The following is a 24,077-nucleotide window of genomic DNA, read 5'->3' as shown; positions in this document are numbered from 1 at the left end:
ACGATTCTGAAGAAGAAACGTCGCTGGTCAGATGACTTCTTGGCCGTCAAGAATTGTGCGCTGACCGCTGGCTCGTACGTTTGGCCTCGTGCCGTGATCGTGCCTTCGAGACGATCGCGAACATATCGATCCGGCAGATCGTGCATGCCCCGCCGTCATCAGACAAGGTCATTAGGTTTTACGACGCTATGACTTCTCGGATGCCGCCTCGCAACTAAGCGGCGATCGCGTTTAGCCTGAAGCTCGCTCCAGACGCCAACGGTAGGACCGCGATCAGTCGACGCCGCCCTGGATCAACGAGACAAACTCTGAGTTCGATTTGAACTTGCCCAGCTTGCTTGTCAGTTGTTCCATCGCGTCGACGTGGTGCATCGAAGAAAGCGTCCGACGCAGCATCGTGGTGGCGTGCAGCATGTCGGCCGGTAGCAGTTTCTCTTCGCGGCGGGTGCCCGACTGTTCGATGTCGATGGCCGGGTAAACGCGGCGGTCGGAAAGCTTGCGGTCGAGCACCAGCTCCATGTTGCCGGTACCCTTGAACTCCTGAAAGATGAGCTCGTCCATGCGGCTGCCGGTGTCGATGAGGGCGGTGCCGACGATCGTCAGCGAGCCCCCTTCTTCGAACGCGCGAGCCGTAGCGAAGAGCTTCTTGGGGATGTCCATCGCTTTAATGTTCACGCCGCCTGACATCGTAGCGCCGCTGTTGCCGACCCATTTGTTGAAGGCGCGGGCCAGACGGGTAATCGAGTCGAGCAGCAAGAAGACGTCCTTGCCCATTTCAGAAAGTCGCTGAGCGCGAGCAATCGTCAACTGAGCGAGGCGGACATGGCTTTCCACGTCCTTGTCGAGGCTGCTGGCGAAGACCTCGCCGTTAACGTTCCGACGCATGTCGGTGACTTCTTCGGGACGCTCGTCGATTAGCAGCACCATCACGGCGACTTCCGGATAGTTCTGCGAAACCGCTTGGCTAATATGCTGCAGCAGCACCGTCTTGCCGGTGCGCGGCGGAGCGACGATGAGCGCCCGCTGCCCCTTGCCGAGCGGCGTCAGGAGATCCATCACGCGCGTGCTGAGCGGTTGGGCGCCCGTTTCGAGCTGCAGCCATTCCTCGGGATTGATCGGCGTGAGCTGCTCGAACGACTTGACGTTGAGGTAATCCTCGGGGGCCATGCCGTCGACGTCGAGGATCTCGCGGAGACGCGGTCCTTGTTGCTTGCGGTGATGCTGCACCAGGCCGCTGATCAGCACGCCTTCGCGGAGACCGAACTTTTCGATCATCGTGCCGGGGACGAAAGGATCGGTCCGCTCACGATTGAAATTCGTCGCCGGGTCGCGAAGAAAACCGTACCCGTTGGGGTGCATTTCGAGAATGCCCGAGCCCGCCGTCAGCGGCAGGTAGTCGCCGTCTGGGCCGTCGAACTCGCGGCGTTGATCGTTGTTGTTGAACTGTTGCCGGCGCCGCTGTCCTTGACCGCCGCCACGGTTCTGTTGACCGCCGCCGTATCCGCCGCCACCGCCGCCGCCACGATTGCGGTTGCCCTGGTAGCCCCCGCCTTGGTTTTGGCCGCCGCCATTGTTGTTGTTCCGTCCGCGGAATCGCCCGCCAGACCGTTGCTTCTTAGCCATGCGAAAGAAAATCCTAAATCCTGATCAGAAATGCCCGAAGCTCGGGCGGCGTCGCAAAACGCCATGTGTCCTAAAAATGACTCGTTGGCCGAGACGACTCGCGCCTCGAATCAACTTGCCGCTCGCGCGTGCTACGAAAGGTTGGGCGGAGACGCTGCCGCGAAAAAAAATGGCATCGCCGCTGCACCACTCCTCGTGCTCGCGAAGCTAAGCGATCATCGTCTTGGTTCGACCGCCAAAACAATCGCCGATGAAATCCGTTAGCGGACGCCGAGAAATCGCGTCGGCTGTCGCAAACTTGCCTGTCTTCAACTGACGAAGGCTTTCTTCATCGGCTGGCGGCGCGACCGACGTTTTCGACGATCGTCTCACCCAGTCGTGTTGACGTTCGACGCGGGCGGCAAAACCTGATGCCGTTTCCTGCGTGGACGTCCTAAAAACTGCAGCCCGCGACGACTCGAAGCGTTGTGTCTACAAAACGCTGCCATCGCAGATCGCTTCAGTGCGAACGCATGCTCGCCGGAACAATCCGAGCGAATGAATCTGCACCAGATCTGGCGGAGGCCAAGTGCTCGCGGGCGTCCTCTCGACGTAGCTCGCTTACGGGAGCAACTTACCGGTCGCGGACCTTGGCTGGGCGACGCACCATGTGCCCGCACCAAACGCGACCCAATCCCCATGCCCCGTCCACGCCCAACAAGCCGGCGTCTATCGGGGGAGCCAAAGCTGGCTTCAAGAGCCTGCCGCAAACTTGCCAGCAGGGTTCTGAACTACGCGCTAATATTAGCCACGCCAACCCCTTTGTCAAGCTGGCTTAACGTCGACGCCCCATCTCTCCCGGGCCAATCTGCTGGCATGGAACACTCAGAACTCATTGAATGGAAACAAAGGGGATTGGCGCCCCACGCCGGCGGGCTGCGGGGGGGCGCGAATCGCGGTGTAAGTGTTTATTCAGTAAATACTTGCGGGTTTTAGGGGGCGGCGCGGCGGTAGCGACCACCTAGGGCAAACAAGCGGACCATCCGGCGTCGCCATCGCGATTGGTAGAGTTTCCCAAAGTTGCCGAACCGCTTCAGCCGATATCAACAGAGGGCGATAGTCCGTCATCTTCGGCGTTTCGCTCGCTCTTCGCTTCTATTCATCAATTTCAGCGGATGGATTCGCAATGTTCAGCCGACTCTTCGCGCAAGGCGTCGTTGCTCAACTCGCCGTGGCGTCACTTTCGCTCGCCGCGTACGCCCAAGCGCCCTACGGCCAGCAGCAAGCCGCTCCGGGAGTGAATTGGCGGACGAATCTCGACGCCGCAAAGGTTGAAGCGGCGCAATCGAATCGCCATCTGCTTCTCCATTTTACGACGCGCACCTGCGGGCCTTGCAAGGCGCTCGATCAAACCGTTTTCAACCAGCCGCAAGTCGCCGCGGTAATCGAACAGCAGTTCGTCCCTGTGCGGATCGACGCCGATCTCGAACGGGCTATGGCCGGTCGATACCAAATTGACCGCGTGCCGACGGAAGTCGTCATTACTCCAGACGGCACGCCGGTCGCGAAGCCGCCGATTCCGGACAAGCCAGACGCATATGTCGCGCAGCTCCAGGGGCTTGCTCAGCACCTGCAACAATCGCAGGCTCCGAGAAACTCGGTCGGAACGAACCCAGCCTACGCGAACTTGCCGGGCGGCGTTCCGGTCACCCCGGCGGCTGCGATGCAAGCTGCTCAGCAGTCTGCTCCTGTGACGCCCCAGGCCCAAGTAAATCCTTACGCTGCGGCGCCGGCGAATCCGCAAGTGCACGGGCAAGCCCAGAATGTGTACGCTGCTTCGACGCAGGGTACGGCGCCGCCGGTCATGCCGACGCCGTACTTTCCGGCAACCAACGCGCAGCCGCCCGCCGCTCAGCAGCCTTCGATGACTTCGGGCAACGGGACGCCGAACAGCTATCCGAATTCAGAGCAAGGAGCGCCGGCCGCCGTCGCTGCCGCTCATCAAATGGTCGCGGCGAAGCCAGCGGCGCCTGCCGTGAAGAAGCCGACGCAAGCCGATTTGCCGCCCGGGTCGCCTTCGCTCTGCTTCGACGGCTACTGCCCGGTCTCGCTGAAAACGCTCAGCAAATGGGTCGTTGGCAATCCGCAGTTCGGGGCTGTTCATCGCGGCCGCACGTACCTTTTCGCTGGTCCGCAGCAACGCGAGCAGTTTCTAGCCGCTCCTGACAGCTACAGCCCGGTCTTCGCCGGCAAGGATCCGGTGCTGTTGCTCGAGAACCAAGTGTCGCAGGACGGCGTCCGCGACTACGGCTTCAAGTACGGCGACGAGTTCTATCTCTTCTCGTCGAAGGAAACGATGCAGAAATTCCAGGCTTCGCCGCAGACGTACTCAGCGGGCGTGAAGCAGGCGATGAGCCAGCTCAATTCGGCTGGCGATGGCGTGATCCGCCGGTAACAGCGGATCGCGTTCGAGGGGCTGAAATCGCGGCGAATGTCCGCCGAGTTGACCTCACGCGTTCAAACGACGTAGGCTCAATTCGTGGAGCCCTTTCGGCAGCAACTGCCGCCGGCTAACTGGACCAAAGACTCAGTCTGTTTGCGGTCGTGCGGCTCGAGCGCGCGACACCTACCGTAGGCGGCAAGACGAAAGGGCTCCATTCTTTTCGCCTGCCCGCCATTGCAAGCGCTTACTGGTTCTTGAGCGCGCGTTGCAACTGAATCACCCGAGCACGGACTTCTTCCATGTTCGGATTGAGTCGCAGGGCGCGGCGGAACGACTCAAGCGCCGCAACGAGGTTCTGTTGCAACTCGTAGGCTTCGCCCATCACGGCTGCGGCCTGGAAGTGGTAGGGGTTGATCTCCAGCGCCTGGTGGCAATCACGCGTCGCCGCGTCGAACTGCCCCAAGTGGAAATAAGCCTTTCCCCGCTGGAACCAGCTTTGAGCGATCCAGGGGGCGTCCTGAATGATCTTACCCGCCAGCATCGACGCCCGGTCGTAATCGCCGTCGTCAAGCTGCTCGCCGACGGCGGTCAGCCGCCGCTGATGAACCGTTAACCCTACGCGATTCCACACGAGGCCGATGGCATGCTCCGCCAGCGTGCGGACGCCGCGGTCCAAATCGACCATCGCCCGGCCAAGAACCGAGTTTGATTGGTAGTCGCTCAGCCGCCCGAGCGCCAGCACGGCCCCCCGTCGGGCCATCCGTTCGCCGTTCAGGGCGAGCCGCTCGAGCGTGCCGATGAAATAGCGTTCAGAGGTGAGTCGCAGGAACTGCGCGATGTCGTGGTCGTCGAGGTATTGCTCGAAGAAATCGACTAACAACGGGCCTTGGCGAAAATCATCGTTCACGGCGTATACGCTGCAATTCGAGGAGCGGGGATCGTCGCAAAAAAAGCGGGTTTCGCCGACGCGCAGCGAAATCCGTTGGGACGATAAATTCGAGTGTAATTGCAAACTCCATTTGCTCAACGAGAATGTCAAAAAGGGATATTTGCCCCCATCGGCGGTATTGACGCCGTTGAAATGCGAATTACTTTGCCGCGCCGTCGGCGCGATTACCGGATGCGTTGGGAACCTTTGCAAAGTCGTTTCATCAATTCGCTGATCGTCGGCTTTTGTTGGTTGACGATGGTCGGCGGCGATGCAGCGTGCGCGCAGACAGCACGCAGCGGCGCTGGGCGCACAACGCAGCAACTCGCGCAGCCTGTCTCGCTCACTTGGCAAGAAGTGCCGCTCGCAACGGCGCTCGATCGCCTCGCCGCGACGCAGTCGATTGCCGTGTGGCTCGACCGCCGCATCGATCCGAGCATGCCGATCAATCTCACGGTTGCTGATCAGTCGGTCGCCGACGTCCTTAAAGAGTTGGGCGAGCAAGTTAGCGCCGTGGCGATTCCCTTCGCGGGGGTGGTGTACATCGGCCCGCAGCAAACGGCCGACGAGTTGACGACGCTTGCCGAACTCGCTCGCGAGCCGCTCGCCAAGGCGCCGGCAGCGCTGCGCAATGCATGGCTCAAGCCGCAACCATCGTCCTACGCGCGACTGAGTCGGCCACGCGAACTGCTCACGCAACTTGCCAAGGACGCCAGTGCGACGGCAATCGATCTCGAGCAGATCCCGCACGACCTCTGGCCCGCGCGCGAACTACCTGCGATGGCGGCCATCGATCGAGCCGTGCTTCTGCTCGCGGGATTTGATCTCACGTGCCGGCTTTCGGCGGATGGCCGTCAACTCGCCGTCGTACCGATCGAACGGCCCGTCGTCGTCAGTCGCGAGTATCGCGTCGTGCCTTCTCGCGCCGCGGCCTTTCAGGAGGTGCTCTCTCAAATGCCCAGCGCCGCAGCCAGCGGGGAGAAGAGCCGACCAATCGTTGTCGCGCGAAGCGAAGAGCACGATCAGCTCCGGGCAGCGCTGGCGGGACGTTCGTCCGTCGCCGGCGCCTCGAGCGCAGCGGCGCCTCGCCGCCTCGTCAAGCCGAGTGGCGCCGACTCGCTCGCATCTCGTCGCTTCACGCTGACAATCGAGAACAAGCCGCTCGCTCCGGTCCTCGCTCAATTAGCGTCGCAGTTGAATTTGCAAATCAACTGGGATGCTGCGATTCCAGACACAGCCGAGGGCCGTAACACGCTCGTGTCGTGCCAGGTCGACCGAGCGAATCTCGACGACTTGCTGAATGCACTGCTCGCCCCAGCCGGCTTTGCATACGAGCGGCAAGAAGCGAGCATTTCGATTCGACGGCAATAAACGCCGCTGGCGGTGCGGCGTTGCAAGCTCACGCACTACGGGTTCAAGCCCGCATCAGGCGCGCCAGCTGCTCTTTGACTTCGCCTTCAATCTTGCCCTTGAACATCATCGCCGTCAGCGGGATTTCGCCTTTGACGTCGAGCTTCTGATCGAGGGCCTCGATGGCGCCGGCGATCTTGAAGCCAAACGTCTTAAAGCCAAACGACAGTTTGTTGCCGGCCCAACTTTGGTCGAGATCGCTTACCTTGTCGCCGAATCTGGCTTGGAGCGATTCGACGAACCGCTCTAAGCGGGACTTCGCTTCGTCAGCGGACAGAGTGTGCGGGATCTCTACATGAAACTTAGGCACGCGATCGGCTCCTACGGATCTCGGTCAACTCGCCGCAACCATGGCGGCGAGAGAAGGCAAGCGGGCAAGGACTGGCGACAAGGAAGCGGCGCCAGTGACGCTACGCAATCATACGCGAGCGCGTTGCGCACGGTTAGAGGAACTTTGAGCGGGTGGCGCCAGAAACTGTTGTCCCGACACTCAGATCAACTGCCAGTGCGTCGAAACTACGCCCCGCAGTCGTCCAGGTCAGTCCGATCTCGGCCATGCCACAGCGGCAGGCCAGCCCGCACTCTCTCGGCGAGCACCTCGAGCTTTTCGTCAGTTCCAGGCATTGCCCGCGTCGAGTCGAATCGCTTTTCCTCGATCGACTCGGGCTCGAAGTCCCAGTGGCCCTGCTTGATCGCTTCCAACACCGACTTTGGCACGTCTTGATCTCCCCCCACGAGAAATCCGATGAGATCCACGACGGATGGTGACAGACATCCTCCAGGACGTCAGCCCGTCAATATGGCGGAACCGCGCGGGGTGTCAAGGAAATCTCTTGCCATCCGAAAAACGGCGATACTGCGGGACAATTTGCGCCGAGCGGCCCCCTGCGATTGGGGGATACGGCGAGTGGAAGGAACTAGAAGATCGCACAGCCCCGAAGCAGCGTTTGCAATGCGGCGACGCTATGCGTGTTCACTGTTCCGCGACGATCTCCGCCGCAGGCTGCGCTGCGCACGGCCACAACGTCGATCGCGTCCAGCGGCAGCGCCTCGATCGCCGCTGGCGTCAGCCGACCTGCGGCGGCCGTCGTCAGACCGAGCGCTTGGGCACGCTCAAACAATGCACGAAGTTGCGTTGCTTCGAACAATTCGAGCAGCGTACCGGAGCCTTTGTCGAACGTGTCGATCAGCAGCCAGCGCGCCCTAGCCGCAGCGGCAGCTTCCAACACATCGAACGGGGCAGGGGAGTGGGCTCGATCGGCGTCGGCGTACACGACCGCGACGAGTTCCTTGCCAGCGTCGATGATCTCGCGCTGCGCGGCGAGCCACGCTTGCTGCCAGTCGCCGTCAGCACACGCTGACAAGCCGAGCTTCAATTGCGTGACGCCATCTACCGCGAGCAGATCGCGCGCCGCCGAGTGTGGCCAATCGAGCAGCTCGCCCGCCGCAGCCGAGAGCGAAGCCCGTCCCTCAGCGACTTCGGCAACGTTGCGAGCGACGATCGCCGTCACGGCGCCGAGCGGACCGCTGGTCGGTTCTTTGAGGTCGATCCAATCGGCGCCGCCGTCGAGCGCAGCATGTGCTTCTGCCGCGTCGCGCACGCTTACCAGCAGCTGCGTCACGTCGCCTCTCCCGCTGACGCCGCGGCGGCCTCGCGCAACTCACGCAGCCGCCGGTTCAATCGCCGAATAACTTCGACCGTGAGCGGCTCGCACCATGTGCCGCGAATCGTCACGTACCCTTCACACCATTGGCCGAGCGCCGGTTTTACTTCGACGCGCGACCACTCGGGCGCCTTCTCGGATAAGCGTGCGATGAGATTGACGCACTCGGGGATCTCGGAGTGGATCGTCGGTAAGTGAGCGGGGCCTTGGCCAAGGAAAAACGCTTCGACTACTTCAGCAGGGACGGCCGCGGGGGCGCTCCCGCGTAGGTTGAACAGGACTTTGCCGTCGCGGTAAGCGATCCGCGGCCGACGCAACTCGACTGCTGCGGCGCCGACCATCAGCAGCGCGATTAGGGCGAGCAACCCCGCGATAAGCTGCACCGCGATCGACTCGAACTTCCACACCGCAAACAGCGCGAGTCCGCCGAGCGCAGCAAACGTGGCAAGCGTCGACCAAAGTGCGCGGCGGTTGGGGTGAAGCCAGATTTCAGTCATCGTGAGCGGAAGCCGACCAAGCGATGTCCAGGGCGAGTTGAAGGGCCACAGGCGAAGTCTAGCGGAAATTGCCGCCGCTCGCAGGCGGCTAGGGGCATGGACTCTCGTTTCGATTCGATTTACCCTGCGTTTTCATGGAAGCATTCGCACAGCGGCGATGAGGTGAGGAGGAGCCCACAGGATGACGACCCACGCCGAGACGCCGCCGCCGAGCGAACGCAGCAAGATGCTGTGGGCGATTCTCGCGCTGCTCGCCATCTATGGGCTGAGCTTCGCGGCCGGCTGGCCGCAACGGTGGACGGCCGCCGCGCTCGACGGGCATCACGCGGAAGAGCCAGCGGCCAACACGGAGGCGGAACCTCACGAAGCCGCCGATGATGCGGCTCACGCTGCGGACGCGCATCGCGCTGGTTCGCCGCCGCCCTTGTGGGCGGTCGTACCGTTCATACTGTTGCTCGGCGCCATCGCAACATTTCCGCTTATCCACGCGACCGAGCACTGGTGGGAGCACAATCGCAACCGCTTCATCGTCGCGGCGGGGCTGGGCGCGCTCACGCTCGCCTATTACGCGTTCCTCCACCGCGAGCCAGTCGAAGCCCACTGGCCCGGCCATGCCGTCGTCGCTGCGCAAGAGGGACGGCTGCAGACCGGGTTCGTGCATGCGATCCTTGGCAACGCACTGCTGCAAGAGTACATCCCGTTTATTGTGCTCCTCTTCAGCCTCTACACGATTGCGGGCGGCATCCGCATCGCGGGCGACCTAGAAGCGACGCCGACGATCAATGCCGCCTTCATGCTGGTCGGCGGCCTGCTCGCGAGTTTCATCGGCACCACCGGCGCCGCGATGCTGCTCATTCGCCCGTTGCTCGAAACAAATCACGAGCGGAAGCACGTCGCTCACACAATCGTCTTCTTCATCTTCATCGTCTGCAACTGCGGCGGCTGCCTGCTGCCGATTGGCGACCCGCCGCTGTTCCTGGGATACTTACAAGGCGTCGACTTTTTCTGGACGCTCAATCTGTGGCCTGAGTGGCTCTTCGTGAACGGCATGCTGCTCGTCGTTTACTGGTTGATGGACCAGTTCTATCACCACCCTCGCGAAACGCTGCGGGACATCGAACGGGACGTATCCCGGCTTCACCGCCTCCGCGTCAGCGGTCTGAAGGTCAACGGCTTACTCCTGGTTGGCGTCGTGATTGCCGTGGCGATGCTCGATCCGAGCAAGGCGTTCCCGGGAACCGATTGGCATCCGTGGCTCTACTTCCGCGAGGCGGTGCAGTTGGCGCTCGTGGCGATGTCGCTCGCCTTTGGGCCACGCGAGTCGCGGTTGGCGAATCGTTTTACATATGACGCCATCGTCGAAGTGGCGGCGTTGTTCGTCGGCATCTTCATCTGCATGCAGCCGGCACTGCAGATCCTTAAAGCGAACGGAGCCCATCTAGTCGAGCGCTTCGACATGGGCCCCGGCAAGTTCTTCTGGGCGACTGGTACGCTGTCGTCGTTCCTCGACAACGCCCCAACCTATCTCGTCTTCTTCCAAACGGCCCAAGATCCGGAACGCCTCGGCGGGCCTACGGCCGGCGTGCCGGAGCCGTTGCTCGCCGCCATCAGCCTCGGCGCCGTGATGATGGGCGCGATGACTTACATCGGCAACGGCCCGAACTTCATGGTCAAGGCGATTGCCGAGAAGTCAGGCGTGCGGATGCCGAGCTTCTTTGGCTACATGGGGTACAGCCTGCTGATTCTGCTCCCTATCTTGGCACTGATGGATTGGATTTTCATTCTGCGGCCGTGAGTTCCGAGCGAGTTTGATTGCCCGCCAATCGGCGTTCTGCTCGCACAATCGCAGCTTTTCGCGGCCCGCCTATCTATTTAGAATGGTGGTTTCCCGCCCCCGGCCGCCCGCGGCCGCTCTCAGCCCTTTCCGAACTGCTCGCCGTGCCTGCCCCCATCGTCACCAAACAACGCGATCTCGACGAGCTCTCCGAGCGCCTCCAGGCCGCCCCGATCATTGGATTCGACACCGAGTTCGTCTCCGAGGATACGTTTCACCCCGAACTCTGCCTGATTCAGGTCGTTAGCCCTGACGAGATGGCGGTGATCGATCCGCAGACGGTCGACGTCCTGCCATTTTGGAAGGCGGTTGCCGCGCGGGAGAAGACGACAGTTTTCCACGCCGGCCGGGAGGAGCTGAGCTTCATGCTCCGTGCCGTCGGGGCAATTCCGCAGCGGAGCTTCGACGTGCAGTTCGCCGCGGGGTTTTGCTCGAATGAGTTCCCCGCCTCCTACGGGTCGGTCGTCGGCAAGTTCCTCGGCAAGCAGCCGATGAAGGGGGAGCAGCGGACTGACTGGCGCCGCCGGCCTCTGACCGACGCGCAAATCAACTACGCGCTCGAAGACGTCCGTTATCTGTTGCCGTTGTTCGAGCGGCTGACGGAGATTCTCAACAAGCGCGGCCGGCTGACGTGGCTCAAAGACGAACTCGCCAGTTGGCAGCAATCGATCGTTGAAGCCCAGGACCGCAAAGATTGGCGGCGTGTTTCGGGGATCGGGACGCTCAACGCCCGTAACTTGGCGGTTGTTCGCGAGCTGTGGCTCTGGCGGCAGGACGAAGCTCGTCGGCTCAACCAACCGCCCAAGCGGCTGCTCCGCGACGACCTGCTCGTTGAAATCGCCAAGCGTAAGACTGACCAGCCTGATCAGATCCTCGCGATCCGCGGACTGCAGCGGAGCGATCTCCGCCGCAAAGCGACTGAGTTGGCCGAATGCGTTCGCCGCGGGCTCGACGCGCCACTGGAGCGGGGCGAGCGTCTGACCCAGCGTGAACCTCCGCCGCAGCTCAACTTGCTGGGGCAGTTCCTCACGCCGGCCCTCACCTCAATCTGCCGGCAGCACGAAGTCGCCGCCAGCATGGTCGGCACCGCGACCGACGTTCGCGAGCTGATCGCCTATCGCTACGGCTTCGGCGGTATCGACCCATCCGAAACGCCGGTCTTGCTGAAAGGATGGCGGGCTGATCTCGTCGGCAACTTGCTCGATGATCTGCTGAGCGGCAAGAAGTCGATTCGTATCGCCGACCCGAAGAACGAAGACCCGCTCGCCTTCGACGAGGTCAAGTAGCCGCGGGTCAACGACCCGCCGGAGCGGCGCTCAAATGGGGAATGCCGAATGTGGAATAGGGCGAAGCTATTCCTCCCCATTCAGCATTCCACATTCCCCATTCGCTCCTCACCCCGCAGTAGTCGCCGGATCCTCGCCACCTTCCACCGGCTTCGGCGCCTCGGCGATCGGTCGTGCCGGCGGCGGCAGAACGGGCGGTCCGCCTCCCTGGTCGAGAGGAAGTTCCGCCGACGCTTGCACGACGCCGCTCGGCGCACGATGTTGAATCTGCGGCGGCGCGCTGGCGAAGACCGCTTCCGCTTCAACCTCGACGGGGGCCTTGGCGTTGGCGTCTTCGTCCTTCTTCTTTTCGATGCCGGCGAAGCGCGTTTCGTCGTAGATCGTCCCCTTCTGGAACGGCCCGGCGCCGAAGAGCCAAATGTCGTTGGCCGTGCTCTTATTCATCGCCATGCCCGACTGCCAGACTGGTTCGCCCGTCTCGCGGCGATAGGCGAAGACGGCGATCTTAGCCACGCCCATCTGGTCGCGGCGTTTGGCGAACGCGATTTCCGGCACCGACGACGGTATTACGCTGCCCGTCGCGAGTTGCGGCACGCTGAACGCCGGAATGCCGAACATGAGGTCGTGATTGTCAGTGCCGATCACGCCGACGCGCGGCTCGATGATGTACGTCGCATCTTCGCGTTTCTCCTTCATGACGCAGCCGCTCGCGAGCAGATGCTGCCGCATGCAGCTGATTAAGTAGCCTTTGTCGACCACGTCGCCCATCTGCGCCGTATCGAAGAAGACGTTCTCGCCAGCCAGCACCTTGAAGTTGATCTGCTGCACCGTGCGATCGACGGCGTCGGAGATCAGTAACTGCTCGGTCGCCGTGCGGGCCGTGTTGCTGGTGCGCGTCGTGCCGCAACCGCTCGCCGTGCAGACGGCGAGCAGCACCATGGCGATCGCCAGGCGGTTCGGATTGCAGCGGAGCGACCGCGCGTTCATGGAGAGGCAGGGGTTCGGGCATGTGCGAAGGACGAGGACTGTCTCGGCCTTCGTTGGGGGCGAGGAACTATAACGGCCCGCCGCCCGCAGCCAAACCCCAGAACCGCTAGCACCGCCTGCGCATCTTCGCGCACGGCCGCTAGCACGCGTTTACACCCTGCATCCAGGCGAAAAGCCTGAGTTGCTCAACCGAACTTCGTCGCGGTACCGCCGCTGAGGGGGGCGTCGCAGCCGGTCGTTTCGGGGATCGTCAGCGGCAATCCCCGCTGGTGCCGGACGGCGAGCCACGCAAAGCACTCCGCTTCGAGGGTATCAGGGTTCAGCCCAAACTCGCTGACATTCTTCAGCTCTCCCAACCGCTCGCTGAGCTGCTTCATCAGGAACGGATGGTGGACGCCGCCGCCGGTGACCCACGTCTTCTTCGGCATCGCCGGCAGTCGCTTCACCGCGCGGAACACCGCCTCGGCGGTGACGGCGCAGAGCGTCGCAGCGCCATCTTCGACGCTCAGTGCAGAGACGTCGACGTGGTCGAAGTCGAACCGGTCGGCCGACTTCGGCAGCGGCAGATCGAAGAACGGCGAGTCGAGCGCCTGCTCGACCGTCGCCCAATCAACCTTGCCCGCCAGGGCGAGGTGCCCGTCGCGGTCGTGCGGCAAGTCGGCCATCGTTTGGGCCCACTCGTCGATCAGGCCGCAGCCGGGTCCGGTGTCGCCGGCGATGATCTCTTCCTTCTCGCCTAGCCAGGTGACGTTCGCCACGCCGCCAAGGTTGAGGACTACGGTCGGGCGCGGCTCCTTGCTGAACAGGGCGCGATGGAACATCGCCACCAGCGGAGCGCCTTGGCCGCCGCCGGCGATGTCGCAGCGGCGGAAGTCACTGACCACCGGCACCTTCAGGTCGCGGGAGAGGATCCAGGGATTCCCGATTTGCATCGTGATCCCTTCGCTGGCGGAGTGGCGGACGGTGTGGCCGTGAAAGCCGACGACTTCGACCTTTTTGGCGAGCTTGGGGTACTCGGCGAGGAGCTTGCGGACGGCTTCGACGTGATGCTCGGAGATCTCTTTCTCGACGCGGAGCATTTCCGAGATCGGCACGTCGTGCTGCGAGGTCTCAAGCAATCGGCCGCGGAGATCTTCGTCGTAGGGGAGGGTAATCCCGCCCAGGAAGCCGATCTTGTTCTCGCCATCTGTCTCAAGCAGGGCGGCGTCGACGCCGTCGCCGCTCGTGCCGCTCATTAGTCCCACCGCAACGGTCGCCATAGCGCCAAGTCCTTGCCGCGTGTGAAGTTCAGTGCTCCCCGGCTCCCGAAATCGGAGGGATCCCCCGATCGTGGGACGTGGGGCGGAGCCTCGCCGCTGGCCGCGACCCGGCTGCCGGCAGCTCCCAAATTCCCCCGCCTGCACCGCCTCACAGGGCTGGGGGAGGCCAGTTTAGCACTAGCTTAGCGGTTCGTCCGGCCCTAAACAGCAAAGCCTACGCAGATTCCTCTCGAAAATGCGCAGATTTCTCGCTTCTGCGTGCTTACAATGAAACCACTGCCGAGCACTCGCTGTTTAGCGGGCTAGTCACGGCTCTCCGCGGTTTCGCGGTCCCACCTTGCGCATATCCAAGAATTCCTGAGCATGGATTCACGCCCCAAGACTCGCCAAGTCGCCGTCCTCGTGGAAACCGACGATAGCTGGGGATGCAGCGTCATCCGCGGCATCGCCGACTACTCGCAAAACCACGGCCACTGGAACCTCCTCCTCGATCCCCAAGATCACGATCAGCGCTCTGCGCTCCCCGACTTGTGGAACGGCGACGGCGTGATCGCCCGCTTCGGTAATCGATTGCAAGTCGATCAGGTTCGCAAGCGCAAGGTGCCGACGGTCAACGTCGACACGCTGTTCGAAGGCCTTCCAGGCGTGTGCGACGTGATCACCGACGATTCTGAACGCGCGCACCTCGCGTTTCACCACCTGCGCGATCGCGGGTTCGAGAAGTTCGCTTACTTTGCTCCGCCAAATCATCGCTACTCCGTCAAACGAGGCGAAGAGTTTATTCAACTCGTGCGGCGTTCGGGGCTCGAGTGCCACGAATACAAACCTGGCTATCGCGTCGGCCGGAAACTTGGTTGGGAGGAGCAGCAACGTCGCGTGAGCCGTTGGCTGAACTCGCTTCCGCGGCCGATGGCGATCTTTACAGTCGACGCCCAACGCGGGCGGCAACTGGCGGAAATCTGCTACATGGCGGGGATTCGCGTGCCCGACCAGATCGCGATTCTCGCTGGCGATACCGATGACCTGATGTGCGAAGTTTGCACGCCTCCTCTCTCCAGCGTTGCGCTGGCTGGTCGCCGCATCGGGTACGAAGCAGCCGCCGCTCTCGACCGGATGATGAACGGCGAACGCCCGCCGACGCAGCCGATCAAGATTCCACCCCACGGCGTCATCAGCCGGCAATCGACCGATATTCTGGCGATCGACGACGATACGGTCGTGCGAGCGCTCCGTTTCATCCAGCAGCGAGCATTTCAGGATATTGTCGTCAAAGATATTCTCCACGAGGTGCCGGTTTCGCGCCGGAGCCTCGAAATCCAGTTCCGCCGTTATCTCGGCCGCAGCCCGGCCGAAGAGATCCGCCGCGTCCGCCTCGACAAAGGACGCGAACTGCTGGCCCGTACCGACATGTCGATCGGCGAAATCGCCTCGGCGTGCGGCTTTGCCAATGGGACGCGATTCGGCGTCGCGTTCCGCAAACGGTTCGGGAAAACGCCGCTAGCCTATCGGAAGCAGCTCACCCGCAGTTAAGTGAGTGGAACCGCCGATAGACGCAGATGAACGTGGATAAATTTCTCGCGTCTCCGGTCGATCGCGCCAGTAAACGTTGTCGTGGGGATTTGTGTCGCGTTTCGCATTTTTGGCGACACAATCGCAAGTCCTTTATTTGGAACACTTTGCGGTGAATTCTATAGTGACGTTCTTTCGCGGTTGGTCGGCAACCGGCTTCTGGCATCTCGCTAGTTAAAGGTTCGGTGGTTATCGGTCTGGGCGGCTGCGATTGCTTGACGCTTGGGTCCAAGCGAGCGCGCACGAGTGACTGGCCTTTTGTCCACCTTAGCAGAGCGGGCTCGGTTGGGGGCAATCGATTTTCGGCCACCCCGAGCGGGGACGACTGGCTTTGAAAGCCGCCGGCTTTGCCAGTAGACGATGTGCTGGCGAGCGTCGGCATCGCTCGCGCCGGTGGCTTCCCAACGGCGAGCTTACGGCAGTGGGATCACACCGCATGGTAATGGCTAAAAACGTCTGGATTTGGCGTGTGGAGGCGGCGTTTTTAGGCTTTTGTCATATTATTTCGCTGGCGGAACGTCGTTGCCTGGCGAGCGATGGTTGCGCCAAAGCGAGAAAAAATAACGCACCGCTCCATGCGCCTTCCCGCAAGCCCTCATTAAGATGAGATGAGATGAACGATAGCTCCATCAGAGTATGGGATACCCATTCGCGCCGCTCGTAGCAGCGACGCTTTTACTCGCAGCGACGCGCTAGTTGAATTCCGCGTTCAACCTCTTCGCTTGCTTGTCACGCCGACCAGGTCCACAACAGGTTTCTCGGAGGGTAAGGGATAATGGCTTCTAGATTCGCCTTGGCACTTGCGCTTGGCTCGCTCTTCGCATCGTCCGCGATGGCTCAAACGGTGTTGGTGGACGACAAGTTCGATACCTACACCACGCAAGCTGAGTTGGAGGCTGTTTGGCCCGTATTTTTCAATACGACTCTCAACGCCAATCATCCCTCGATGACGTTGTCGACGGAGCAAGCTAAGAGCGGAACCAACTCCCTGAAGAATCCTGGCGTGACGACGGCTGCAGGCACTGCCGCGTCGCCGCGGAACTATCGTTCGTTTACCGATAGCGGTCTGCCGGCAGCAGAGAATTTGGTTCATTTTGAGTTCGATTTTTACGACGCCTTCCCCACGGTTGCGCCGTATCGCGCATTCTCGGGGATGTTCAACAACGCCGCCCCGTCGTCCAGCGGCGGATTGGTCCAGATGGGCCTTAACAATAATCAAGCGTTGGCGGCGAACGGCGGCAATTACTACATGGGGCGTATCTTCGGGTACGATCCGCAAGCCGATGGCGAAGTCATCACCGACGCCAACCCGAACGGCGCATTTTTTAAGCTGAACGGCCCTGGAGCACCGCTTCGTTCGGAAGGTTGGCACAAGCTGGGAGTGACGGTCAGCGACCTCGATTTCAAATTCTACGTTGACAACATTCTGTCGCGGACCGTGCTCCGTTCGAAGGGCGTGGCTTCGACTCCGAACATCACCATTCGAAGCTTCGACGAAATTCGAATCGGCTCCGGCGTTTCTAACGGCGACCACGCTTCGTACGTCGACAACGTGTCGGTCGTACTCAATCCGGTGATCGTCGCGCCGCCGGCTAATAACGCTGACTTCAACGGCGATAACATCGTCGATGGGAAGGACTTCTTGATCTGGCAGAGAGGGTTTGGTTTGACTGGCCAGCCGAATAAGTCGACCGGCGACGCCAATGGCGACCAGAACGTCGACGCGGCTGACTTGGCAATTTGGAAGACGAAGTTCGGCGGTCCGCCCGCGGCAGACGTCGCCGTCGCCGCTGTTCCAGAACCGGCTGCGTTTGCTCTCGCCGGCGTCGCCCTGTTAGCGGGTTTGGCCGTCAAGCGTCGTCGCTAGGTTCGCGTTTGGCGCCCTGGAAGCCGCTTCGCACGATCAGTGCGAGGTGTTGAGCGTCCGGAGCGTCGCCACCGGAAGAAGTTGAATGCACCCAGCCCGCATCGTGGTTTTATCCCGATGCGGGCTTTTTTATGGTTGCCTTCGGAGTCGACGGCGCGCGCCGAGTATGAGAACGCATGGTGACGAATCATCGAGCCGTGAATAGTTATCCGCCAATCGGGTCTGGCTTTGCGCAAATTGGAGAAAATGATGCGCGTAGATTCTTGAGGTGGGGGAAAGCCGCAAATAGACTGCAGAGTGGCTGAACAGAGCCGCGGGCAATTACTTTACTTACTTATCCGTTTTTGGTTTTTGCAGCGCTGAACAACATCAGCAGGAGGGGAGACTAATGAAGGTTACCCGGTGCGTTAAACTCTTCGCGGTCGCCGCGCTGGCGACCGTCGGCATCGCCGCCGATTCGTCCGCGGCGATCATCGTCAGCGAAAATTTCGACGGCTACGCCAATCAGGCCGCGTTCGAAGCTGCTTGGACTCCGATCGGGACGGTGGCGCCGATTAGCGGCGAACTATCTTCCGCTCAATCCGTGAGCGCGTCGAATTCCATCCGGTTTGCCGGAACGGGGACGGTCGGCCAGAATCGCAATCGCAAGACGTTCACTGACACGACGTTGATTGGCGTCGGCGATCAACTCGTTTTTAGTTTCGATTTTTACGATTCGGCTCCGACGGGTGCGCCCCAGCGGAACTATGCGAACTTGCAAGACACGATCGCGCCTGGGTCGACCAACCAGCTCATTTCTATGGGCATGAATAACAATCAAACGGGTGCGAACAGCGGCGGGCAGTTTTATATGGCCCGCATTCTCGGCTACACGGTTCCGACGACCGCCGATCCCGATGGCGGGCCGGCTGAATCGGTTGGCGGCGCCGGCATCTACTTCAAGCTGAACGACTTTGGCGCTGGCGCCCGTAGCCTGGGCTGGCACAACTTGAAGGTCATCTTGAGCACTGACGATGGCCTGAGCACCGACTACGCTTTCTATGTAGACAACGTGCTTGCTGAGCGAGTTTCCAATCTGGGCACCGCTGCCTCGATCCGCCAGTACGACAATATCGCGATCGGCTCCGGAAACTCGAATGCCAATACCGAGGCGTTCATCGACAACGTCCGTTTGGAGTTCATTCCGGCAGTTCCAGAACCCGCCACGCTGAGCTTGGCTGGCTTGGGAGTGCTAGGCCTGGTTGCCGCTGGTCGTCGCAAGAACGCTTAGCTTTCGACTCGCGACCGACGTTGGATAGATAACGCAACAGCCGCTCGAGCGCATGGCTCGGGCGGCTGTTTTTGTTGTCAGTCGTGAGTCGGTAGCGGCGGCTTTGTGGGTTGCGGTAACTTGCGGGTGCGTTCGCAAATGCGCGAGCAGCGTGCGCATGCGACGGCCGGCTGACTGTCGCGATGCATGCGTGATATGATGGCCTTTCTAAGCTGCGAATGCGGATCGCATGCGAGTGCAGGAACCAATGGAGAGTTTGGTCGTGATTCATCGAACGGTAGGTTGGCTGGCGGCGCTCGCAACTGTTGTGGCGATGTGCGTGAATGTCGCGGCAGTGCGTGCGGACGAGATTCCGGCGGCGCCGCGGGAGTTTCGCGCGGCGTGGATTGCGTCGGTCGCCAACATCGATTGGCCGTCCAAGAAGGGGCTGTCGACCGAGAAGCAGAAGCAGGAATTGATCGCGCTGCTTGATAAGTCGGTCGCGCTCAACCTCAACGCCGTCATCCTGCAGATTCGCCCGTCGGCCGACTCGCTCTATGCGTCGCGGATCGAGCCGTGGTCGGAGTATCTGTCCGGGCACATGGGCCAGCCGCCGAAGCCGTTTTATGACCCGCTGCAGTTTGCGGTCGACGAAGCCCACAAGCGGGGGCTGCAACTGCACGTGTGGTTCAATCCGTACCGTGTGCGCAACACCGATGCGACGAGCGAGCCGACGCCGGCCCATGTGAGCCGTTCGTACCCGGAGATCGTGCGCGAGTACGGCAATTTCTTGTGGTTTGATCCGGGCGAGCCGGAGGCGCTCAAGCGGTTCATCGACGTCGTGACCGACGTGGTGAAGCGATACGACATTGATGGCGTCCACATCGACGACTATTTCTACCCGTACCCGATCAACGACGAGCACGGCAAGCCGTTGCCGTTCCCTGACGATGACAGCTACGCCCGCGCGATGGCGGCGCTGGAAGCGGAAGGAGCGCACGGTGAAGGCGGACATGGCGCCGAAGCGGGCCATGGCGAAGCGGCCGCTCATGGCGAGGAAGCGGCGCACGAGGAAAAGCCGGCTCATGGTGAAGAGGAAGCCGCCCATGGCGAGGACGCGGCCCATGCGGAAGCTCCGGCTCATGGCGAAGAGGCCGCGCACGGCGAAGCAGCGGCCAAACCGAAGATGTCGAAGGATGATTGGCGTCGGAACAATTGCGATCGTCTCGTCGAAGAGATGTATAAGGCAGTGAAGAAGGAGAAGCCGTGGGTGCTAGTGGGGATCAGCCCGTTCGGCATTTGGCGGCCGGGACATCCGGAGGGAATCGCGGGGCTTGATCAGTACTCGGTCTTGTACGCCGATGCGAAGAAGTGGCTCAACGAAGGTTGGGTCGATTACTTCACGCCGCAGCTTTATTGGCAGATCGAAGGGGCGCAGAGCTATCCGAAGCTGCTCGAATGGTGGGAGAGCGAGAACACGAAGCACCGCCACATGTGGCCGGGCAACGGGGCGCACAGCGTCCGCAAGTCGGCCGAAGTGACGCCAGCCCGTGGTGCGTGGCCCGCGGAGGAGTTGCTTAAGCAGATCGAGATCACGCGCGAGATCGTGAAGGATGGTCCGGGCAACGTCTTCTTCAGCATCAAATGCATCTTCGACAACCGCGATGGGCTGACGGAGAAGCTGGAAGATGGTTTGTACAAGGAGCAGGCGCTCGTGCCCGCGTCGCCGTGGCTGGGCGAAGAGACGCCGGCTAAGCCGGAAATCGTCGCCAAGAAAACCGGGAAGGGCGTGGCGCTCAATGTAAAGTCGAGCGACGGCAAGGCGTCGTGGCTGTGGGTGGTGCGCACCCGCACGGGCGACACGTGGGCGACGAAGATCGTTCCCGGTCGCGAGACGCGCCAGGTGATCGAAGCCGCGGGCGATGCGTCGCCGGAAGAGATCGCGGTGTCGGCTGTGACGCGGCTCGGCCGCGAGGGCGAGGTGGTTCGCGCGGAGGTGAAATAGCTGCTGGTGGAATCGCCGACTTCCAACGCCGAACGAACGCGCAGCCCCTGGGCTTGGGTGCCGAGCCTGTATTTCGCGCAGGGGATTCCGAATATCGTCGTAACCGGCGTTTCGGTCGTCATGCTGAAGCGGCTGGGGTTGGAGAATGCGCAGATCGCATTCTATTCGAGCATCCTCGGCCTGCCGTGGGTGCTGAAGCCGCTGTGGAGTCCGATTGTCCAGCGTTTTGGCACGCGTCGCGCGTGGACGGTGGCGATGCAGTTGTTGGTGGCCATCGGGTTGGGCGGCGCGGCGGCGACGCTGCCGTTGGAAAGTTGGGTGACCTACCTGATGGCAATGTTGGCGTTCGTCGCGTTGGCGTCAGCAACGCACGACGTCGCCGCCGACGGTTTGTATTTGCTGGCGCTATCGAGCCATGAGCAGGCGTGGTTTGTCGGGATTCGCAGCACTGCGTTTCGCTTGGCGGTGATTACCGGATCCGGCGTGCTGGTGATGCTGGCGGGGAGTTTGGAATCGAGCACCGGCCTGCCAACGGTGCCCATTCATGCGTCTGCCGTCGATAAGGCGGCGAGTGCAATCCTGTTCGCACCAATCGCGGACAGATTGCAAGCGTCCGGCCAGGCCGGCATCGTCGTGCTGAACGATCGCGTCGAACTGAGTCTCGGCAATCAAAAGTTGGAAGACGTTGAAGCGCTCGCGATGCAAGTGCGGCGCTGGAACGTGGAACATGGGTTCTACAACGCCTCGCTTGAGGATAAGAAGAAAGCGGCGGATGCACCGCCGCCCACTGGGTTTGTGGCTGGGCTTGAGGCTTGGATCAAAGAGCGATTCGGTCCGCCGAAGCCTGATCCTAACGCGCTGGCTCGTGCCGGCGACGCCGCTCCGGTGTTGATGAAGCTGGCGAATCCGGTGCCTCCCGGCGAAGAGCTTGTCGTTCAGTTTGGTCTCTCGAAGGGAGATCCAGGCTTCAAGGTGATCGAGGGCGAGCGGTTCGTCATTACGGCCAAGAATTGCGATGAGCCGTTTGCGGCGGTGATTCAGGTTGAGGACAAGCTGGATCAGCCGTCGGAGGCAGAGTTCGAGATTCGGTCCGGCAACATCACGCTGGCCTGGATGACAGCGCTCGGAATTGCGGCGGCTGTGTTCGGCGGGCTTTGCCTCTATCACTACGTTGTGCTGCCGCGGCCGGCTGGCGACGTTCCAGTGATCGGCGGCGAAGATAACGCGGCGATTGGTTTTCTTGAGCCGTTCATTTCGTTCTTCCGCAAGCCGCGGATTCTCGCGCTGCTGGCCTTCCTGTTGCTGTACCGATTGCCTGAAGCGCAATTGATGAAGCTTGCTTCGCCCTTCCTCATCGACTCGCGCGAGAAGGGGGGGCTCGCCCTCACGACAGGCGAGTTGGGATTCGTGTACGGCACTGTTGGCATCGCGATGCTGACGCTGGGGGGAATCGTCGGCGGCATGGCGGCTGCGAAGGGGGGGCTGAAACGGTGGCTCTGGCCGATGGCGCTCGCGATTCATTTGCCGAACATCGCTATCTTGCTGCTCGCGCTCATCCAGCCCGACAACCATTGGGTGATTACGGCGGCCATTGGCATCGAGCAGTTCGGCTACGGCTTCGGCTTCACGGCGTACATGCTGTACTGCATCTACATCGCGCGGGGCGAGCATCAGACCGTCCACTACGCACTCTGCACTGGCTTCATGGCGCTTGGGATGCTGATTCCTGGCATGTGGAGCGGCTGGCTGCAGGGTTTGATTGGCTATCAGAATTTCTTCATCTGGGTGATGCTCTGCACGATCCCCAGCTTCGCGAGCGTGGCGTTCATTCCGCTCGACGGCGATTTCGGTAAGAAAAAGAGGGAGGAAGCGGCGTGACCGCGAGCAAGCAAGCATTTCAGTTTCCCGCCGACGCAACGCTGCGCGACAAGCTTGCGCAGCTAATGTTCGTGCGGATCGGCTCGAACTTGCCGCCGGTGAAAACGGTGGAAGAAGATGAAGCCCGCGTCGCGCAGCTGCTGACGGAATGCCCGATCGGCGGGCTGATCGTGTTCAACGGCAGCTACGCCGCGACGCCGGCGACGCTCGCGCGGTTGCAGGCGCAGAGTCGTTATCCGCTGCTCGTGTCTTCTGACTTGGAGCGTGGCGCTGGGCAGCAGCTGCGTGGCTACCCGCTGTTTCCGCATGCGATGGCGTTTGATGCACTCGGCGGCGGGGCGGGCGAGGCGGTGTTCAAGTTCGCCGAGTTGACGGGGCAAACGTCGCGGGCGGCGGGCGTGCATATCACGTTTGGGCCGGTGGCCGACGTGAATTCCGATCCGCGCAACCCGATCATTTCGACGAGGGCGTTTGCCGTGGATTCGACGCGAGCGGCGGAACTGGCGGCGGAGTTCGTGCGCGGTTGCGGCGCTGCTGGGTTCCTGTCGACGGCCAAGCACTTTCCCGGCCACGGCAACACGCACGAAGATTCGCACCACGCGCTGCCGACGGTCGACGCGACTCGCGAGGAGATGACGGCGCGGGAGTTCCCCCCGTTCCAGTCATCGATCGGCGCGGGCGTGCCGCTCATTATGTCCGCGCATGTGCGCTACCCGGCGCTCGACCCGGCCGGCGAAGCGGCGACGCTGTCGAAGCCGATCCTCACCGACGTGCTGCGCGGGGAACTGGGCTTCCAGGGCGCCGTCGTCAGCGACAGCTTGCTGATGGAAGGGGTGAAGGTCGGGTGCGCCAACGAAGGCGAGCTCGCGCTGAAGGCGGTGAACGCCGGCATCGATATTCTGCTCGACGTGGCTGATCCAGTCGGTACGTTGGCGGCGCTTGAAGCAGCGGTCGCGGCCGGCAAGTTGAGCGAAGCCCGCGTCGACGAAGCACTCGGCCGCGTGCTGCGGCTGAAGAACGCTGCGTTCAACGGCCAGCCGGCGCATGCGTTCGACGTCGCGGAGAATCGCCGGCTGACCGAGTCGATGGCGCTCGACATTGCCCGCCGAGCGACGGTGACGCCGCGCAACGACGGCGGGTTGCTGCCATTCAAGCCAGAGCGGTCGCTCTGTGCGGTGCTCGTGAATCCGTTCCCGCTGCCGTCGAACGCCGAGGCGCCGCCGCTGGGGAAGATGTTGGCGGAGAAGTTTCCGCAGGTCGACTATTTCGAACTCGGCGCCGAGCCGAGCGACGCGGAACTCGCGCGGATCGCAGACCTCGCGGCCAAGGCTGACCAATTGCTGGCGGCGTTCGTGGTGAAGCCAGCGGCGTGGCATCGGTTTGGGCTGCCGCCGCGACTGCGCGATTGGCTGGCGGGGCTGATGGCGAAGCGGCCAACGGTGATTGCCTGCCTGGGAGCGCCGCAAGGTTTGGACCCGCTGGCGGAGGCGCCGGTGCAAATTTGCACCTTCAGCGACGTGCCGGTGTCGCAGGCGGCGCTTGTCGAGCGGTTGCTGGAGGCTTGATTCCCCGGAAAACAGCGGCCGGAGGCGGTTGCTT

Annotated in this window: 18 protein-coding genes; 10 read left to right on the top strand and 8 right to left on the bottom strand. The window is 62.1% G+C overall.

All coding sequences use genetic code 11. The annotated features are described in order from the left end of the window. Window positions 1–273: 273 nt before the first annotated feature. Window positions 274–1,623, bottom strand: a complete 1,350-nt coding sequence (rho, locus tag ACQY7R_RS13750) for a transcription termination factor Rho (protein ID WP_428306164.1) — start codon at window positions 1,621–1,623, stop codon at window positions 274–276. A gap of 1,165 nt (window positions 1,624–2,788) precedes the next feature. Here rho and ACQY7R_RS13745 point away from each other — a divergent pair. Next, window positions 2,789–4,057, top strand: coding sequence for a thioredoxin family protein (locus ACQY7R_RS13745; protein ID WP_428306163.1), 1,269 nt, complete (start codon window positions 2,789–2,791; stop codon window positions 4,055–4,057). 232 nt (window positions 4,058–4,289) lie between these two features. On the opposite strand, the gene ACQY7R_RS13740 is transcribed toward ACQY7R_RS13745, so the two are convergent. Further along, complete coding sequence (locus ACQY7R_RS13740) at window positions 4,290–4,952, bottom strand: tetratricopeptide repeat protein (RefSeq protein WP_428306162.1); 663 nt, start codon at window positions 4,950–4,952, stop codon at window positions 4,290–4,292. Between the two features lie 213 nt (window positions 4,953–5,165). On the opposite strand from ACQY7R_RS13740, the gene ACQY7R_RS13735 reads away from it, so the two are divergent. After that, window positions 5,166–6,344: a hypothetical protein gene (locus ACQY7R_RS13735; protein ID WP_428306161.1), complete on the top strand. Its 1,179-nt coding sequence runs from the start codon at window positions 5,166–5,168 to the stop codon at window positions 6,342–6,344. Window positions 6,345–6,387: 43 nt separating this feature from the next. Here ACQY7R_RS13735 and ACQY7R_RS13730 read toward each other — a convergent pair whose 3' ends face one another. From ACQY7R_RS13730 to ACQY7R_RS13715, 4 genes are all read right to left on the bottom strand, one after another. After that, window positions 6,388–6,693 carry a polyhydroxyalkanoic acid system family protein gene (locus tag ACQY7R_RS13730; protein WP_152100578.1) on the bottom strand — a complete coding sequence of 102 codons (306 nt, stop codon included), beginning with the start codon at window positions 6,691–6,693 and terminating at the stop codon, window positions 6,388–6,390. A gap of 206 nt (window positions 6,694–6,899) precedes the next feature. Next, window positions 6,900–7,139 carry a hypothetical protein gene (locus ACQY7R_RS13725; RefSeq protein ID WP_428306160.1) on the bottom strand — a complete coding sequence of 80 codons (240 nt, stop codon included), beginning with the start codon at window positions 7,137–7,139 and terminating at the stop codon, window positions 6,900–6,902. A gap of 161 nt (window positions 7,140–7,300) precedes the next feature. Continuing rightward, the gene (locus ACQY7R_RS13720) at window positions 7,301–8,005 is read right to left on the bottom strand and encodes a (5-formylfuran-3-yl)methyl phosphate synthase (protein ID WP_428306159.1); all 705 of its coding nucleotides are present in this window, start codon (window positions 8,003–8,005) and stop codon (window positions 7,301–7,303) included. After that, window positions 8,002–8,544 carry a hypothetical protein gene (locus ACQY7R_RS13715; RefSeq protein ID WP_428306158.1) on the bottom strand — a complete coding sequence of 181 codons (543 nt, stop codon included), beginning with the start codon at window positions 8,542–8,544 and terminating at the stop codon, window positions 8,002–8,004. The genes ACQY7R_RS13720 and ACQY7R_RS13715 overlap by 4 nt, the downstream gene beginning before the upstream one ends. Window positions 8,545–8,725: 181 nt before the next feature. Between ACQY7R_RS13715 and ACQY7R_RS13710 the strand changes: the two genes are divergently transcribed. Continuing rightward, on the top strand, window positions 8,726–10,339 hold the full coding sequence (locus ACQY7R_RS13710) for a sodium:proton antiporter (protein WP_428306157.1): 1,614 nt from the start codon (window positions 8,726–8,728) through the stop codon (window positions 10,337–10,339). Between the two features lie 143 nt (window positions 10,340–10,482). After that, entirely contained in the window at window positions 10,483–11,664 is a 1,182-nt protein-coding gene (locus ACQY7R_RS13705) for a ribonuclease D (protein WP_428306156.1), read from the top strand. 108 nt (window positions 11,665–11,772) lie between these two features. On the opposite strand, the gene ACQY7R_RS13700 is transcribed toward ACQY7R_RS13705, so the two are convergent. Both ACQY7R_RS13700 and ACQY7R_RS13695 read right to left on the bottom strand, forming a co-directional pair. Then, window positions 11,773–12,651, bottom strand: a complete 879-nt coding sequence (locus tag ACQY7R_RS13700; protein ID WP_428306155.1) for a DUF6655 family protein — start codon at window positions 12,649–12,651, stop codon at window positions 11,773–11,775. A 185-nt stretch (window positions 12,652–12,836) separates the two neighbouring features. Continuing rightward, on the bottom strand, window positions 12,837–13,910 hold the full coding sequence (locus ACQY7R_RS13695) for an anhydro-N-acetylmuramic acid kinase (RefSeq protein ID WP_152100572.1): 1,074 nt from the start codon (window positions 13,908–13,910) through the stop codon (window positions 12,837–12,839). A 363-nt stretch (window positions 13,911–14,273) separates the two neighbouring features. Between ACQY7R_RS13695 and ACQY7R_RS13690 the strand changes: the two genes are divergently transcribed. The 6 genes from ACQY7R_RS13690 to ACQY7R_RS13665 all read left to right on the top strand — a co-directional run bounded on the left by ACQY7R_RS13690 (window position 14,274) and on the right by ACQY7R_RS13665 (window position 24,043). After that, window positions 14,274–15,440, top strand: a complete 1,167-nt coding sequence (locus tag ACQY7R_RS13690; protein ID WP_428306154.1) for a substrate-binding domain-containing protein — start codon at window positions 14,274–14,276, stop codon at window positions 15,438–15,440. A gap of 814 nt (window positions 15,441–16,254) precedes the next feature. After that, a complete protein-coding gene (locus tag ACQY7R_RS13685) occupies window positions 16,255–17,346 on the top strand; it encodes a dockerin type I domain-containing protein (RefSeq protein WP_428306153.1) in 1,092 nt (363 codons plus the stop codon). A 388-nt stretch (window positions 17,347–17,734) separates the two neighbouring features. Beyond that, window positions 17,735–18,616, top strand: a complete 882-nt coding sequence (locus tag ACQY7R_RS13680) for a PEP-CTERM sorting domain-containing protein (RefSeq protein WP_428306152.1) — start codon at window positions 17,735–17,737, stop codon at window positions 18,614–18,616. 262 nt (window positions 18,617–18,878) lie between these two features. Continuing rightward, complete coding sequence (locus tag ACQY7R_RS13675) at window positions 18,879–20,600, top strand: glycoside hydrolase family 10 protein (RefSeq protein WP_428306151.1); 1,722 nt, start codon at window positions 18,879–18,881, stop codon at window positions 20,598–20,600. Between the two features lie 6 nt (window positions 20,601–20,606). After that, window positions 20,607–22,478: a hypothetical protein gene (locus ACQY7R_RS13670; RefSeq protein ID WP_428306150.1), complete on the top strand. Its 1,872-nt coding sequence runs from the start codon at window positions 20,607–20,609 to the stop codon at window positions 22,476–22,478. Further along, entirely contained in the window at window positions 22,475–24,043 is a 1,569-nt protein-coding gene (locus ACQY7R_RS13665; RefSeq protein WP_428306149.1) for a glycoside hydrolase family 3 protein, read from the top strand. Before ACQY7R_RS13670 ends, ACQY7R_RS13665 begins: the two co-directional genes overlap by 4 nt. Window positions 24,044–24,077 lie beyond the last annotated feature (34 nt).

Origin of the sequence: Lacipirellula sp., assembly GCF_965279485.1 — a bacterium.
Taxonomy (GTDB): Bacteria; Planctomycetota; Planctomycetia; order Pirellulales; family Lacipirellulaceae; genus Lacipirellula.
The sequence above is the reverse complement of the archived record's forward strand: the minus strand, read 5'-3'. Positions and strand labels throughout refer to the sequence as shown.

What these genes read in the sequence shown, in the direction of transcription:
- ACQY7R_RS13735 (WP_428306161.1), top strand. Translation starts at nt 5,166, where the DNA reads ATGCGTTGGGAACCTTTGCAAAGTCGTTTCATCAATTCGCTGATCGTC.
- ACQY7R_RS13745 (WP_428306163.1), top strand. Translation starts at nt 2,789, where the DNA reads ATGTTCAGCCGACTCTTCGCGCAAGGCGTCGTTGCTCAACTCGCCGTG.
- ACQY7R_RS13690 (WP_428306154.1), top strand. Translation starts at nt 14,274, where the DNA reads ATGGATTCACGCCCCAAGACTCGCCAAGTCGCCGTCCTCGTGGAAACC.
- ACQY7R_RS13680 (WP_428306152.1), top strand. Translation starts at nt 17,735, where the DNA reads ATGAAGGTTACCCGGTGCGTTAAACTCTTCGCGGTCGCCGCGCTGGCG.
- ACQY7R_RS13700 (WP_428306155.1), bottom strand. Translation starts at nt 12,651, where the DNA reads ATGAACGCGCGGTCGCTCCGCTGCAATCCGAACCGCCTGGCGATCGCC.
- ACQY7R_RS13710 (WP_428306157.1), top strand. Translation starts at nt 8,726, where the DNA reads ATGACGACCCACGCCGAGACGCCGCCGCCGAGCGAACGCAGCAAGATG.
- ACQY7R_RS13685 (WP_428306153.1), top strand. Translation starts at nt 16,255, where the DNA reads ATGGCTTCTAGATTCGCCTTGGCACTTGCGCTTGGCTCGCTCTTCGCA.
- ACQY7R_RS13695 (WP_152100572.1), bottom strand. Translation starts at nt 13,910, where the DNA reads ATGGCGACCGTTGCGGTGGGACTAATGAGCGGCACGAGCGGCGACGGC.
- ACQY7R_RS13715 (WP_428306158.1), bottom strand. Translation starts at nt 8,544, where the DNA reads ATGACTGAAATCTGGCTTCACCCCAACCGCCGCGCACTTTGGTCGACG.
- rho (WP_428306164.1), bottom strand. Translation starts at nt 1,623, where the DNA reads ATGGCTAAGAAGCAACGGTCTGGCGGGCGATTCCGCGGACGGAACAAC.